General features: G+C 68.6%; 15 protein-coding genes. 11 read left to right on the top strand and 4 right to left on the bottom strand.

The features are described from left to right. The first annotated feature begins 50 nt into the window (after nt 1–50). The 8 genes from OG417_RS15560 to OG417_RS15525 all read left to right on the top strand — a co-directional run bounded on the left by OG417_RS15560 (nt 51) and on the right by OG417_RS15525 (nt 8726). Nucleotides 51–701 (top strand): TetR/AcrR family transcriptional regulator, encoded by a 651-nt coding sequence (locus OG417_RS15560; protein WP_329256004.1) that lies wholly within the window; start codon nt 51–53, stop codon nt 699–701. Nucleotides 702–776: 75 nt separating this feature from the next. Continuing rightward, nucleotides 777–2381: a hypothetical protein gene (locus tag OG417_RS15555; protein WP_329256002.1), complete on the top strand. Its 1605-nt coding sequence runs from the start codon at nt 777–779 to the stop codon at nt 2379–2381. A gap of 144 nt (nt 2382–2525) precedes the next feature. Then, a complete protein-coding gene (locus OG417_RS15550) occupies nt 2526–3197 on the top strand; it encodes a hypothetical protein (RefSeq protein ID WP_329256000.1) in 672 nt (223 codons plus the stop codon). A 162-nt stretch (nt 3198–3359) separates the two neighbouring features. Next, nucleotides 3360–4853: an RtcB family protein gene (locus tag OG417_RS15545; RefSeq protein ID WP_329255999.1), complete on the top strand. Its 1494-nt coding sequence runs from the start codon at nt 3360–3362 to the stop codon at nt 4851–4853. A 416-nt stretch (nt 4854–5269) separates the two neighbouring features. After that, complete coding sequence (locus tag OG417_RS15540) at nt 5270–5926, top strand: ABC transporter permease (protein WP_329255997.1); 657 nt, start codon at nt 5270–5272, stop codon at nt 5924–5926. Then, the gene (locus tag OG417_RS15535) at nt 5910–6914 is read left to right on the top strand and encodes an ABC transporter ATP-binding protein (protein WP_329255995.1); all 1005 of its coding nucleotides are present in this window, start codon (nt 5910–5912) and stop codon (nt 6912–6914) included. The genes OG417_RS15540 and OG417_RS15535 overlap by 17 nt, the downstream gene beginning before the upstream one ends. Further along, nucleotides 6904–7695, top strand: coding sequence for an ABC transporter permease (locus OG417_RS15530; RefSeq protein WP_329255993.1), 792 nt, complete (start codon nt 6904–6906; stop codon nt 7693–7695). Before OG417_RS15535 ends, OG417_RS15530 begins: the two co-directional genes overlap by 11 nt. A 77-nt stretch (nt 7696–7772) precedes the next feature. Continuing rightward, nucleotides 7773–8726, top strand: a complete 954-nt coding sequence (locus OG417_RS15525) for a glycine betaine ABC transporter substrate-binding protein (RefSeq protein WP_329255991.1) — start codon at nt 7773–7775, stop codon at nt 8724–8726. 21 nt (nt 8727–8747) lie between these two features. Here the strand turns inward: OG417_RS15525 and OG417_RS15520 are convergent, their stop codons facing one another. The 3 genes from OG417_RS15520 to OG417_RS15515 form a co-directional block, all read right to left on the bottom strand. Further along, on the bottom strand, nt 8748–10655 hold the full coding sequence (locus tag OG417_RS15520) for a glycine betaine ABC transporter substrate-binding protein (protein WP_329255989.1): 1908 nt from the start codon (nt 10653–10655) through the stop codon (nt 8748–8750). A gap of 184 nt (nt 10656–10839) precedes the next feature. Next, a complete protein-coding gene (locus OG417_RS54325; RefSeq protein WP_442875690.1) occupies nt 10840–10935 on the bottom strand; it encodes a DUF397 domain-containing protein in 96 nt (31 codons plus the stop codon). Beyond that, nucleotides 10932–11738 (bottom strand): helix-turn-helix transcriptional regulator, encoded by an 807-nt coding sequence (locus OG417_RS15515; RefSeq protein WP_329255987.1) that lies wholly within the window; start codon nt 11736–11738, stop codon nt 10932–10934. Before OG417_RS15515 ends, OG417_RS54325 begins: the two co-directional genes overlap by 4 nt. A gap of 102 nt (nt 11739–11840) precedes the next feature. Between OG417_RS15515 and OG417_RS15510 the strand changes: the two genes are divergently transcribed. Both OG417_RS15510 and OG417_RS54320 read left to right on the top strand, forming a co-directional pair. Next, entirely contained in the window at nt 11841–12239 is a 399-nt protein-coding gene (locus OG417_RS15510) for an ATP-binding protein (RefSeq protein ID WP_329255984.1), read from the top strand. Then, complete coding sequence (locus tag OG417_RS54320) at nt 12163–12561, top strand: helix-turn-helix domain-containing protein (RefSeq protein WP_442875689.1); 399 nt, start codon at nt 12163–12165, stop codon at nt 12559–12561. The genes OG417_RS15510 and OG417_RS54320 overlap by 77 nt, the downstream gene beginning before the upstream one ends. Before the next feature lie 129 nt (nt 12562–12690). On the opposite strand, the gene OG417_RS15500 is transcribed toward OG417_RS54320, so the two are convergent. After that, the gene (locus OG417_RS15500; protein WP_329255983.1) at nt 12691–13461 is read right to left on the bottom strand and encodes a TetR/AcrR family transcriptional regulator; all 771 of its coding nucleotides are present in this window, start codon (nt 13459–13461) and stop codon (nt 12691–12693) included. An 83-nt stretch (nt 13462–13544) separates the two neighbouring features. Between OG417_RS15500 and OG417_RS15495 the strand changes: the two genes are divergently transcribed. Then, a complete protein-coding gene (locus tag OG417_RS15495) occupies nt 13545–14468 on the top strand; it encodes an NmrA family NAD(P)-binding protein (RefSeq protein WP_329255980.1) in 924 nt (307 codons plus the stop codon). The last annotated feature ends 97 nt before the right edge of the window (nt 14469–14565 follow it).

The following is a 14565-nucleotide window of genomic DNA, read 5'->3' as shown; positions in this document are numbered from 1 at the left end:
TCCGACGAAGTAAACTCTACCGTACCGTTTACTTTTGAGGATGCAAGCCGATGAGGCAAGAGGGCGAACCGCGGCGCACGCGGCAGCGGCGCGGCGAGGAGCTGCGCCGCCACATCCTGCTCACGGCCAAGGACGTGTTCCTCGAGACCGGCTACGAACGGGCCTCGATGGACACCGTCGCGTCACGTGCCGAGACGTCCAAGCGGACGCTGTACGCCCACTTCGAGAACAAGGACACGCTGTTCCTCGCGGTCCTGGACCTCGTCCGTGAGCTGTACCTGCGCAGGCTGGGCACCCCCGGCGCGTACGCCGAGGAGCCCGCGGAGGCGGTGACGCGGTTCTGCGGGCGGTTCCTGCAGCTGATGGTGTGGGAGGCCCAGGTACGGACCTGCCGGCTGACCATCACCGAGGCCGAACGACTGCCCGGGAGTTCGAGCACGTACTTCGACGCCATCTTCGGCAGCACGTACGAGCGCCTGAGCACCTACCTCGCCGAGCGGTACGCGATGGACCCCGCCGACAGCGCGGTGCTCGCGGAGGACCTGCTCGCCCGCACCGTGCTCCCCCGGCTGTTCCGCACGCTGCTCAACGTCGACGAGGCGATCAAGGACATGCCCGAGGAGACCTCCCTGGCCGAGGACGTCGACCTGGACGCGATCCGCCGCCTGGTCTCAACGACCCTGCCGGGCCGACCGGCCTGAACGTCGGCTCGGTAAGATCGACTTCGGTATTGATCGTTGACGCCGGGCACGGCCGGATCGTCTTGGGGACGGCACATGGACGGATTCACCGTCTCCGCCGGCGCGGTCGGCAGCGCCGCGCACGGCATCGGGACACTGGCGACCCGGGTGGAGACGTTTCATCGCGCCACCGACGATGCGGCGCGTTCCCTGTCGTCGGAACACGCGTGGGGGCTGCTCCGGTCCTTGAGACAGGATTTCCTGTCACTCGCCACCGAGTTCAAAGAACACCTGAACCACATGTCCGGCGCCATCGACGGCGCGAAGAAACGCCTTCACGGCACGGCCACCAACTATTCTTCGGCCGAAACCGCATGCCTGCGGGTATTGGCGAAGGTCGGGAACGAATATGGTGACGGCCGGCAACTCCGCAAGCTGAATCCGGCGTCGCAGTTCTACCAGAACCATCGGATCTGGAACGGCATCATCACCTCCGCGCCATCGTTCGTCGGCGCGTGGGGCTCGACCGGCCTTCATTCCTTGCGACTGTACGGCGACCTGACCAGCGACGACAAGTACAACATCGGTACTGACATCGCACTGCTGGCCACCGACGCCTCCACCGCTTACCTGTTGACGTTCTCTGGCATCACCAATCTCCGCGCCGACCCGATGGGTTTTCTGGTTCGATGCGGCATTCCGTTTCTGCTGAACGCGTTCTACTGGACGAAGAGTGTCACGGACCTGCTGACGGGTGACCCGATCGCCACCGGACAGGCCGCGTACAACTTCGACAGCATCGCCCAGGGCTGCCGCAAGCTCGCCACGAACCTCGACGAGACCATGGACCAGACTCTCGGAGAGACGTGGCAGGGAACCACCGCGGACGCCGCGCGGCGGCGCCTGACGGAGATGCGGGACGGAATCACCGAGACCGCGGGCAGCGCCGACCGGACCGCCGCGCTTCTGCAGTTGGTCAGTTCGCTCATCACCGACGTCGAGGCCGTCATCCGCGAGATGATCAACGATGTGGTCGTGTGGGCCGCGGTGGCGTGGATCGGCGCACAACTGGCCGCCGTCGAGACGTTCGGGGTCTCAGAGCTGGTCGCCGCGCAGCGGATCACGGCGGAGTCGGAGCGGACCGCCGGCGTCGTCGGACACATGATGGCCTTGCTGCTGGGGATACTCCGGCGCATCAAGGGACTGTTGCCCCGGCTGCGTGCCGAGCTTCGGCAGATCAAGGAGAAATCCTTCGCCGCGCTACTGCGTTCGTCGCCCGGAAAGAAATTCATGGATTCGAAGTACGGCGGCGGCCGCCAGACCTTGGCTCGCGTCAGAGCCGACGCCACCGGGAAACACGCAAAAATCAACGACTTCCACGTGGCCGTCAGCACCGGAAAGCAAGCGTGGCGGGCGGGAAAGAACGGCGTTCTGCACGACTTTGGATTCCATCTCTTCAACACCGACGAGTCCGGAAATCCCTATCCGAACAATGGCCGTAAGGTGCGGGTCAGGGGCTACACGACCGGGGATGGGCAAGGGGGAGTACGCGCGGTGAACAACCGCGTCGGCGTCGTCGGCAGCGCGGCGTCGACCATCCTGCCGTTCGGCCGTGCGGCGCAATACTGGATGCGGGGCGGCGACGCGGCGCCCAGCGACGAAATCAATCGGGAACTCGACCTGTGGGACACCCCCGCCTGACGGCGGCACGGGTCCTGGCACCACCGGGGCGATGGTGGTGAAAGGTCCACCCCCGGCCGGTGCCCACGCCCACCGACACGCTGTGGCCTTCCCCAGCAGGATTGCTCATGTCAGCAAGAAATGCTCGGAAAGGCCCCAGCTGAGATGAACGAGAAACTCGCCCGGAAGTTCACTGGATTCTCCTGCCTCGCCGCCGCCGTGGCGTTCATCGTCGAAGTGCCGCTCTATTTCGTCTACGACGGTGCGCCGCCGGACTGGAACGTCCTGTCCCGCCTCCTGATCGGCATCCTCGCCCTCGGTCTCCTCCTCCTGTTCGTCACCGGCCTCCGCGAACTGATCAAGGCCGTCAGCCCGCGCCACGAGTGGATCGGCGGGATCGCCTCCGCCGCCGGGCTCGCGTACGTCGTGGTCACGCTCGTCTCCCACGGCCTGGAGGCCGGCTCCGTCATCGCGACCGACCACCCGATCGATCCGACCATCACCGTCAACGGCACCTATATCCTGTACGGCTCGATCGGGCGCATGCTGCTCGGCACCTTCCTCGCCGCCGTCGGCTACGCGATCGCCCGCACCCGGGCCCTCCCCCGCTGGACCGGCCGCTCGGCGTACGTCCTGGCAGCGATCAACTTCGCCTTCATCCCCTCGATGTTCTTCGGCAACAAGCCCGCGTTCTTCTACGCCGCCAACGGCTGGGGCACGACCGCCTCCATGGGCGCGATCCTCAGCTACTGGCTGCTGGCGATGAGCATCAGCATCCTCCGCAGCGCCCGCCGGACCCCGCTCACCGCCCCGGCCGCTGCGCTGCAGGCCCGATAACCGGCGAAACGACGAAATCCCGTTGCGACCGCCCCGGTCCGGCGGGATATCGTCGTTCCACCTCGCGGCTGCTGAACCCGGGGAATACCGGCACTCCCGCCGCGCACCGAAAACGCGGCGGCACTCCCTCATGCCTCGACAAGCAGCCACCAGGAAGGCCTCATGCCCAGCTCTCCCACGCAGGATCCACGACTCGTCCGCGTCGACGACGACTGGCTGCGCCTGCCCAACCCCTGGCACGTCCCGGTCGACATCTGCGCCGCCGCGGACGTGCCGATCGAATCCAGCGCCATCGACGAGATCCTCACCGTCCTCCAGACCGCGGCCACCCTCGAACGTCTCGGCGGCGACGCCGCGATCACCCGGGTCGTGCTCACCCCCGACCTCCACAAGGGCGCCGGCATCCCGATCGGTACGGTCCTGCGCACCCGCGGCGCGCTGATCCCCCAGGCCGTCGGCAACGACATCAACTGCGGCATGCGCGTGGAGACGACCTCGCTGACCGTCGACGACGTACGGCCCCGGCTCGACGCCCTCGAACGCCGCCTGCGCCACCTGTTCTTCGAGGGCGGGCGGCGCATCGCCCTGACCGCCGCGCAGCGCGAGGGCCTGCTCCGCGACGGCCTGCCCGGCCTCCTGGACGCGGGCCCGCGGCCGGACGCCGGCGTCTGGGCGGCGCTGCGCGAGGACGAGCGGCACGACCGGATCCACCGCTCCCGCTACCCCACCACGACCGCCGAGCCGTTCCGCGACTGGATCACGAGCGCGGGCGGCACGAGCTACGACAGCATCATCGGCAGCGTCGGCGGCGGCAACCACTTCGCCGAGCTGCAGTACGTCGCCGCCGTGCACGACCGGCAGGCCGCGTACGCCTGGGGCCTCGAGCTCGGCCAGGTCGTCTCGATGGTGCACAGCGGCTCGCTGTCCCTCGGCCACCAGGCGAACGCCGACGGCATGGACCAGGCCCGCGCCGCGTGGCCGGACGATCTCCCCGCACCCGACAACAAGATCATCCCGATGCTCCTCGACGAGCGGTCCGCGACGCGACGGAGGCGCTACCTCGACGCCCTCGGCAACGCCGCGAACTTCGCGGTCGGCAACCGCTTCTTCCTGTCCCTCATGCTGCGCACCGGGCTGGCCGCCGAGTGCGGCGACCTCACCGCCGATCTCGTCTACGACGCGCCGCACAACCTGCTCTGGCAGGACGGTGACACCGTCACGCACCGCAAGGGCGCCACCCCGGCCGGGGGCTATGAGGAGACGGCCGGCGGACCGTACGCGCTGTGGGGCGAACCCGTCATCGTCCCCGGCTCGATGGGTGCGGCGAGCTACCTCCTGCGCGGCCACGGCAACCCGCGGTCGCTGGCGAGCGCCTGCCACGGCGCGGGCCGCCGGGTGCCGCGCGGCGCCGCCTCACGCGCGAGCGAGAAGGAGCTCGACGCGTTCCTGGCGGAGTTCCGCGTGGTCACGCCGCTGGACCACCGCGACCCCAAGGTCGCCCACCGCACCGACGTCATGGCCGCCTGGCGCCGTGACCTCAAGCAGGAGGCGCCCTGGGTCTACAAGGACATCGGCCCGGTCGTCTCCAGCCTGCGGAACGCCGGCGTCGCCGACCCGGTCGTCGAACTCCGCCCCCTGCTGACCGTCAAGGGGTGACGCCGCGGGCGAGCGGAGGCCTTGTCCCATAGGAGTTTCGGCGCCACTCCGCCGAACATTTCATCGGCTAATTGTCTCGATCCGGCGGATCCCGATCGGCGATGCCAAAACGTGATCTTCGTCGTGATCCGCCCCCGGCGCGGCGTGCTCCCGGTCGTCGTCATACGGCCGGCACGCACGCGGCGCTCGTGAGCGTCTTCGCAGGTCGATCGCTTGTTTCGCGGCATCGGCCCGAGCCTCCCGCCCATGGCCCGCCGTCGGCGTGCCGCGCGCCCGCGCGCGACGCGCGCACGCGGCCGTCACGGTCGTGACTGAGGGTCCGTACATGGTTTCGGACCGTTCCATGCCGTAAGATTCCACCCTCCCGCCCTTGAATCCGACAATTAGGTATAAAACATGGCCCTTCAAAGAGTGCGATGACCTTCACGGAGTACGTCCAGACGCGCTCGGACGAGCTCACGCGTGCCTTCGGACAGCACGCCCTCGTCGTGGCGCTGTCCATCGCCATCGCCACCGTGCTCGGCGTCGGTATCGGGACGCTCACCTGGCGGCACGCGCGGCTGAGCGGCTTCGCCATCGGGGTCTCCAGCGGGTTCCTCACGATCCCGTCGTTCGCGCTGCTCGGCCTGCTGATCCCGGTACTCGGCCTCGGCTGGTCACCGACCGTGTTCGCGCTCACCCTCTACTCGCTGCTGCCCATCATCCGGAACACCGTGGTGGGCCTGCGCGGCGTCGACTCGGCGGTCATCGAGGCCGGGCGCGGCATGGGGATGAGCTCGTTCCACGTGCTGTGGCGCCTTCAGCTCCCGCTCGCCTGGCCGCTGATCCTCAGCGGGATCCGCGTCGCCACCCAAATGATCATTGGCATCACCGCGATCGCGGCGTACGTGGCCGGTCCCGGGCTGGGCCAGCAGATCCTCGACGGGCTGTCCCGCCTGGGCTCGGCGAACTCGCTGAACGAGGCGCTGGCCGGAACGCTGGGCGTGGTGATCCTCGCTCTTCTCTGCGACCTGTTCTTCCTCATCGTCCGCCGTCTAACCAGTCCGAGGGGTCTTCGTGTTCGAGAACAGTGACGGTGGCGTCCGGATCGAGCTGCGCGAACTCACCAAGCGCTATCCGGGACAGTCCAGTCCCGCCGTGGACGCGATCTCGCTGGACGTGCCGGCCGGGGAGCTCGTCGTCTTCGTCGGCCCCTCCGGGTGCGGGAAGACGACCACGATGAAGATGATCAACCGGCTGATCGAGCCGACCTCCGGCGAGATCCGCATCGGCGACGAGGACGTGCTCAAGATGCGTCCGGATGACCTGCGCCGCCACGTCGGTTACGTGATCCAGCAGATCGGGCTGTTCCCCCACCTGACCATCGCCCAGAACGTCGGCGTCGTGCCGAAGCTGCTCGGCTGGTCGAAGGCCAGGATCAGCGAACGGGTCGACGAGCTGCTCGGCCTGGTCGGGCTCGACGCGGCGGACTTCCGCTCCCGGTATCCACGGCAGCTGTCCGGTGGCCAGCAGCAGCGGGTCGGGGTGGCCCGCGCGCTCGCCGCGGACCCGCCGGTGATGCTGATGGACGAGCCGTTCGGCGCCACCGACCCGATCACGCGCGAGCACCTGCAGAACGAGTTCCTGCGGCTCCAGCGTGAGCTCCGCAAGACCATCATCTTCGTCACGCACGACTTCGAGGAGGCCATCAGGCTCGGTGACCGGATCGCCGTACTGCGGGAGGGTTCACACATCGCCCAGTACGACCGGCCGGCACGGATCCTGAGCGCTCCCGCGGACGACTACGTCGCCGGCTTCATCGGCACCGCGGGGACGCTGAAGCGCCTGGCCCTGATCACCGTCGAGGACGCCCGCACCGCCGGCGACGGCCCGGAGGGGACCGCCGGACTGCCGGAGGTCGAGGCGACGGCGACGCTGCGCGAGGCGCTGGACGCCATGGTCGCGCACGGTACCGAGGAGGTCGCCGCCGTCTCGGGGGACGTACGCCGTCGCCTGACCTACCAGGACATCTGCGAAGCGATCAACAGCGAGAGCCGGGAGGTCGAGCCGAGTGGTGGCTGACACGCTGCCCGTCACGGGTGAAGTCGGTGCCACCGGGACACCACGGCGCAGCCGGGGACGCGTCCTGCTCCGGCACCTGGGAACACCGATCGCGATCGCCGCCGCGCTCGGCGTGCTCTACCTGTGGGTGCACGGGCTCAAGCTCGACTCGATCGAACGGCGCACGCTGAACTACACGTACATGCACGACCGGGTGATCGAGCACCTCAAGCTCACCCTGCTCGCCAGCGTGATCATCGTCGTCATCGCGATCCCGCTCGGCGTGCTCGTCTCGCGGCCCAGGGCCAAGTGGGTGAGCCCGGTGATCCTCGGCCTTTCCAACCTCGGCCAGGCGATTCCGTCCATCGGCGTGCTGGTGCTGCTCACCATCAAGTTCGGGGTCGGGTTCAAGATCGCCATGATCGGCCTGGTCGCGTACGGCGTGCTGCCCGTGCTCCGCAACACGATGGTCGGCATCCAGCAGGTCGACCCCGCCCTGGTCGAGGCGGCACGCGGCATGGGGATGACGCGGCTCCAGGTGCTGCTGTCGGTGGAGCTGCGGCTGGCCGTACCGGTGATCCTGGCCGGTCTGCGGACCGCACTGGTGCTCACCGTCGGCGTGGCCACGCTCGCCACCTTCGTCAACGCGGGCGGCCTCGGCGACATGATCGTCAACGGCATCAAGCTGTCCCGCCATCCGGTTCTGATCACTGGCGGCGTTCTCACCTGCTGCATCGCGTTCCTGGTCGACTGGCTCGGCAGCCTGGCCGAGGACGTGCTACGACCTCGCGGCCTCTCCTGACGATTCCTCCCGACCGATTCCTCCTGACCGACGCCCGGGCCGATCGTGACGACCGGCCGAGAGAGAGAAAGGTTCACATGCGTTTTCGTGCCATCGGAGCGGCTTTCGGAGTGCTCACTCTTGCGGCGTCACTCGCGGCCTGCGGCGGATCGAAGTCCGCTGTCGAGCAGGGAAGCGCCGGTCAGGAGCTCAAGGGGGCGTCGCTACGCGTCGGCTCGAAGGAGTTCACCGAGCAGCTGGTGCTCGGGCAGATGACCCTGCAGCTGCTGCGCGCCCACGGCGCGAGCGTCACCGACAAGACCAACATCCAGGGTTCGACCAACACCCGTAACGCACTGACCTCGGGCCTCGTCGACCTGTACTGGGACTACACCGGGACCGGCTGGATCACCTATCTCAAGCACGCCAAGCCGATCGCCGACCCCACCGAGCAGTACCAGGCGGTGGCCAAGGAGGACCTGGCCAAGAACAAGATCGTCTGGGAGCCGCCCGCCCCGCTGAACAACACGTACGCGTTCGCGATCCGGCAGACGGAGGCGCAGCAGCTCGGCGTGAAGACCATGTCCGACGTGGCGAACCTGCTCAAGACCAAGCCCGCCGAGGCGACCTTCTGCATCGAGAGCGAGTTCAGCACCCGGGACGACGGCTGGCCCGGCCTGAAGAAGGCCTACGACATGAACGTCCCGCCGGGGAACGTCAAGCAGCTCGACACGGGGGTCATCTACACCGAGACCGCCAAGGGCTCGACGTGCAACTTCGGCGAGGTCTTCACGACCGACGGCCGCATCCCCGCGAAGCACCTGCAGGTCATGGAGGACGACAAGCACTTCTTCCCCGTCTACAACGCCTCGCTCACCCTCCGCCAGCAGATCGCCGACAAGTACCCGCAGATCCAGAAGATCTTCGCCCCGGTGGCGCAGAAGCTCACCAACGACACCATGAGCCGGCTCAACGCGAAGGTCGACGTCGACGGCTACGAGCCGAAGCAGGTCGCCCACGACTGGCTCAAGCAGCAGGGCTTCATCAAGTAGACCCGCCGTGAGGGCCTTCCGTCAGTGAGTGGCGCCGGGCGTGGCGGTCAGGCCCGCCCGGCGCAGCCAGTCGGCGGCCACCGTACGGGCCGGGACCTTGTCGACGAGCATGCGGACGTTCATGTTCAGCAGGGCGTCGGTCGTCAACCCGGCCGAGACGGCGTCGAGCGCGGCCCGGCCGGGGGCGCTCAGCGCCGAACGGTAGATCAGCGGCGTGACGTTCTGCGCGCTGAACACGTGCTTGGGATCCTCCAGCACCACCAGCCCGCCCTCGGCGATCGCCGGTTCGGTCGCGAACAGGTCCGCCGCGTTGATGCGGCCGTCCTGGAGCTGCTTGACGACCGTGGCCCGGTCGTCGGTCGCGAACGGCTGGTAACTCCGGAAGTTCAGCCCGTACGTGCCGCGCAGCCCGACGAGGCCCTGGTGCCGGGTCTGGAACTCCGGCGGGCCGCCCATCACCAGGTCGCCCGCCACCGGCTGCAGGTCCGCGATCGTCCGCAGGCCGTACCGGTCGGCGGTCGCCCTGGTCACCGTCACCGTGTCCTTGTCCTCGGCCGGCGCGGAACGCAGGAGCTGGAGCTGGGCCGGGAGCTTGCGGGCGAGGACCGCGTCGACCTGCTCCGCCGTGGCCGCGGTGCTGGTCGGGTCGAGCGACACCGCGAGCGCGCCGGTGTACTCGGGGATGACGTCGATCTGCCCGGCTCGCACCTGCGGGAAGTACGTCTCGCGGTCGCCCAGGTAGAACTTCCGCGTCACCCGGTAGCCCTTGGCCTCCAGCGCCTGCGCGTACACCTCGCCGAGCAGGGAGCTCTCGGCGAAGTTGGCCGATCCCACGGTGACCTCGGGCGGCGGTACCGAGGGCGGGCCGCCGGCGCGCCGTGCCCCGCCGTCCGGCCACAGCGCGAACACCAGCGCCGCCGCCCCGACCGCCACCGCCATGGCCCCGGCCGCCACGAGTGTCCGGACCCGCCGCCTGCGGTGCCGGATCACCGGCGTACGGTCCGGGCGGGTGAACCGGTCCGGCCGGGTACGGTCGCCGTCGGCGCCCCGCTCGGGCCGGTCGACGGTGAGGTGGTCGGCGGGGCGTACCCCCTCGGGCAGCCCGATCGCGGACGCCGCCTCCTCCACGTCCTGGTAGCCGAGGAGCCGGAGCAGGATGTCGCGCGCCTCGGGGCGTTCGCGCGGGTCCTTGGCCAGGCAGCGCCGGATCGTCTCGCGGTACGGCGGGGGCACGGCGTCGATGTCGGGCTCGTCCCGCAGGATGCGGTTGAACACCGCGGCGACCGCGTCGGTGCCGAACGCCGGCCGCCCGGTCGCCGCGAACGTCATCGTCACCGCCCAGCCCCAGATGTCGGCCGCGGGCGTGTGACGCTCACCGCGCAGCAGCTCCGGCGCGGTGTACGCGGGGGTGCCGACGAGACCGCTGGTCACCGTCGCACCGGCGTCGAGCACGCGCGCGATACCGAAGTCGATCACGCGTGGCCCGTCCGGGCCCATCAGCACGTTGTACGGCGTGAAGTCGCGGTGCAGCACCCCGGCGCGGTGGATCGCGGCCAGCGCCGAGGCCGTCCCCACCATCAGCCGGGCCAGCGCCCCACCGGTCAGCGGCCCGCCGGATTCGGTGAACTCCTGGAGCGAGGGACCGTCGACGTACTCGCTCACCAGGTACGACCGGTCGCCGTCGCTGCCCAGCTCGATGATCCGCGCCGTGCAGAAGTCGGCCACCCGGCGCACGGCCGCGATCTCGTCCCTCAGCCGGTCGTACGCCCGCGCGCCGCGCAGCAGCCGCGGATGCAGCACCTTGAGCGCGACCGGTGTGCCATCGTCGCCTTCGGCACGGTAGACGACGCCCTGGCCACCTTCACCCAGCCGCCCGGTGAGCCGGTACGGGCCGATGCGCTCGGGATCCTCCGGTCGTAATCGCTGCATGAAACGTGTCGCCTTCTCCCCCTCCTGAAGCATCGTCTCGCACTGAAACGCATCACAACCAGGCGATTTCAGGACAAAAGAGGGAGAGGGTGACCAGACGATCGGGCACGTCACTGCGGTGATGCGGACGGGTCCGCGGCTTCCTTGGCCCCGCTCGCGAACCCGCAACCAGCTTCAGCCCACCTCAGGCGTCGCTTTCGGACTCGACAACCTGGACCTCGACGCACTCGCCGTTCGGATCGCTCAAGGAGCTCTTGATCCAACCGCTTTCCGTTGTCACAGCGCCTCCATGGCCTTCTCAATCATCTGCCGAGATAGTCCGGTGGGCAAAGCCACCTGGCCGATGCGGTCGTAACGGTTTGCATAGGACTCTACCTCGGCGGTCGACGGCACCAGCCGACCGCCGCCTGGAGAATCGGTGTAAGCGACCGCTCCTGTGTCACCGGAGATGATGGAGAAGCTGCCGGCGAGGCCTGCGTAGGCCCCTGTCGACTTGGGCACGACACGGATGTTGACGTTATCTCGCTCCGACATATCCAGGAGATGCGCCAGTTGCCTACGCATCACGTCACGCCCGCCTACCGGCCACTCCAGAACACTCTCCGTAGTTAATGCCCAGAGGACCGGACACGATGGGTCATCAAGAATCGCCTGCCGCTGCATCCGTTCTTTCATGCGCTCCTCGACGTCGGGGTTGTCTCCGGCCTTGATCACGGCGTAGGCGTACTCCGGAATCTGCAGGAGGCCCGGGATCACGAGCGCCTGAAACGTCTTGGCGACCTTGGCCCGCTTTTCGAGGTGGACGTACTGCTTGAGCCAGTTGGGGTCGTGGCCGAGTTCGGCGAAGTGGAGCAGGCGCTGGAAGTGGCCGCCGGTCTTGAAGCGGACGTCCAGGAGTTTGGCCTCCTTATCGGTGATCCGCCGTCTGCCCGCCTCACAGTTGGAAAGATTTGTCGCGCTGCGGCGGATGATCTTTCCCATCGCAGATTGCGACAATCCGTACTTCTCCCGGTAGAAGCGCAGGTCATGAGCGAGCCATGCCCACAGCGACGAGTCGGGGTCGATATCGGGGTGCGGTGCCATATCGGTCTCCGTGACTTTCCGAGAGCATCGGAATGCTTACGCCATCGATCCGGAAGCTACAGACTTCCGTCATCAACTAATCGACGGATCGGGGTAGGTGGAATGGATGAATCAGGAATAGCACAGAATCAAAAGTACCGTCTACCGCTTCCACCCCATCCCATTGCCTCGCGACAGGCCCATAAGGTACTGGAATGGGCGCTTTCGGAGTGGTGTGTCCACGGCCCTTGCGCCGATGACGCGCATATTGTTCTGGGCGAGCTGACAACGAATGCGCTCATGCATTCCGTGGGCGTGTTCACGCTCGCCCTTGATCTACGCGAAAACCAAATATTGATCGAAGTCTGGGACTGCACCGATGCGACACCTGACGTCACGCTGCCCGACGCCCTCGCGGTCAACGGTCGAGGGATGTTCCTGGTAGATGCGCTTTCAAAAGAGTGGGGAGTCCGGCCCGAAGAACGGGGCGGCAAGACCGTATGGGCCGTACTCCCCCGATGACCGGCCCGACCTGCTCACACCGAAGGAGGTGGCGGCGATGTTCGGCGTCTCCGTCGCGACACTCGCGACCTGGGCCCGCAATGGCGCGGTGCCGTACGTACCGACCCTGGGCGGCCATCGTCGCTACCGCCGCGCGGACATCCGCGCGCTCCTCGAGAAGAGAAACACCGCCGATCCCGCGCGTACGGAAATGGAGGAGGACGCGGTACGCCTGTACGAACAGGGATGGTCCATCCGCCAGGTCGCCGAACGCTTCGAGTGCGGCTACGGCGCGATGCGCCGCATCCTGACCCGCCACGGAGCCCTCAGATCGAGAAAGTAGACGATCATCCGCCCGTGGCGCGTCCACGTTCCCTGCGAGGGGCACCCCCACCCGGCTCCCACCGGGGCAGGGTGCCCCTCACAATGCGCAAACCCCGCACGCGCACGGGAGCGCGGTTTACCGGACGGGTCAGGCGGCGATGCGGCGGCGGCGAGCCCGCTGACGGCAGGTCGGACCGCAGTAGCGGGGCGGTCGTCCGGTGGGCCGGACACGCAGCCGAGTACCGCATTCCACGCAGTACCTCGCGCTGGGGACCGCGGTTTCGTGACGCGGGAGCGACGATGGGTCACGAAACACCGCGGCTTCCGTGACGGCCGGGCCGCGCAGGCCGTCCAGCAGCAGCCGCACCAGCCGCGTGCCGCGCGCCTGGTCCCGGTGGGCCGAACGCAGGGCGGCGCCGCCGACGATCAGCGCGGCCAGGTCGTCGGCCCGCACGTCGGCGCGTACGGCACCGGCCTGTTTCGCGTCGCGCAGCAGGTCATCCAGTGCCTCGCGGTACCGCTTCCCCGCGGCGGCGAGCAGGGCGCGCGGCCAGCCACGGTCAGCCGTGAGCGCATCACAGATGTGCTTGCGGCCGGCCGACTTCTCGATCACTTCGAGCAGGAACCCGAACAGCGCGTCACCGGGCGTGGCACGGGCGGCCCACTGGCCCGCGGCGGCCGCCAGGCCATCGACCTGCTCGGCGATCACCGCCTCGAGCAGGATCTCTTTGCTCGGGAAATGCCGGTAGACGGTCCCGGCGCCGACTCCGGCACGCTGCGCGATCCGGCTGAGCGACGCCTCCAGCCCCTCCTCGGCGAACACGCGCATCGCGGTGCGCAGCACGATCTCCCGATTGCGGCGGGCATCGACGCGCTCGGCACGTGCGGCAGGTGCGGCGGCGACCGGTGTTGCTGTCATGTCACGAAATCCTTGTCCACGGCGTTGAAGCGGGTGGAGTATTCCGGATTACGCCAGTATCCACCATCTCCGGAACGGACGCCATGACCGCTGTGACCCAGAACAACGCTGACCGCCCGATCCTCGTCACCGGTGCCACCGGGAAGCAGGGCGGCGCCACCGTACGGCGGCTGCTCGCCGAGGGGTGGCCGGTACGCGCGCTGGTGCGCGACACGACCGCACCCGCCGCCGCCGCGCTGGCCGCCGCCGGTGCCCGGCTCGTACGCGGTGACTTCGACGATCCGGCGAGCCTGCGGCCCGCGCTCGACGGTGCCGCCGCTCTGTTCGGTATACCGCCCCTGACCGACGGACCGGCCGGGCGCGGAACGGACCTCGAAGCGGCCCGCGGGCGGGCGCTGATCGACGCGGCGGCCGCGGCCGGGATCGAACAGGTGGTGTTCAGCACCGTCGCCTCGGCATCGGCGACATCACGGGGTTCGGCGGGGAAGGCGCTGATCGAGGAGTACCTGCACGACAACATCGCGCTGCCCACCGTGCTGCGCCCGGTCCGGTTCATGACCAACTATCTCGGCGTGGGACGGACCGGCATCGAGGGCATCTCAGGCGGCGTGCACCGGCACCTGTTCCCGCCGCACGAGCCCATGCAGATCATCGCGCTGGAGGACATCGCCGAGTTCGCCGCGCTGGCGTTCGCGGATCCGGCGCGGTACGCCGGACGAACCCTGGAACTGGCCGGTGACCAACCGACCCCGGTCGAGGCGGCGGCCGCGATCAGCGAGGCCATCGGCGTTCCGGTCCGGTACGAGCGGCTCACCGAGGACGAGGCGGCCGCGGTCGGCCCTCAGGCCGCCGAGGCCAGGAAACGCTGGGAGGCCGGTCAAGGCTGGCACGCCGACATCGAGGCCCTGCGCGTGATCCACCCAGGCCTGCGCACCTTCGCCGACTGGCTCGCCGAATCCGGCGCCGCCGCTCTCCGCGCCGGTCTCGGCGCTGATCAAAGCGTGTAGATCAGGGTGAGTACCTGGTACTGGCGCTCCATGGCACGACCCGAGATGCCGGTCAGGCCTGCGGTGCCGGAATTCTTCCCCTCGCACCGCCGGCGGA

Source organism: Actinoallomurus sp. NBC_01490, from assembly GCF_036227085.1.
Classification (GTDB): domain Bacteria; phylum Actinomycetota; class Actinomycetes; order Streptosporangiales; family Streptosporangiaceae; genus Actinoallomurus; species Actinoallomurus oryzae.
This window is presented reverse-complemented; position numbering and strand designations above follow the sequence as displayed.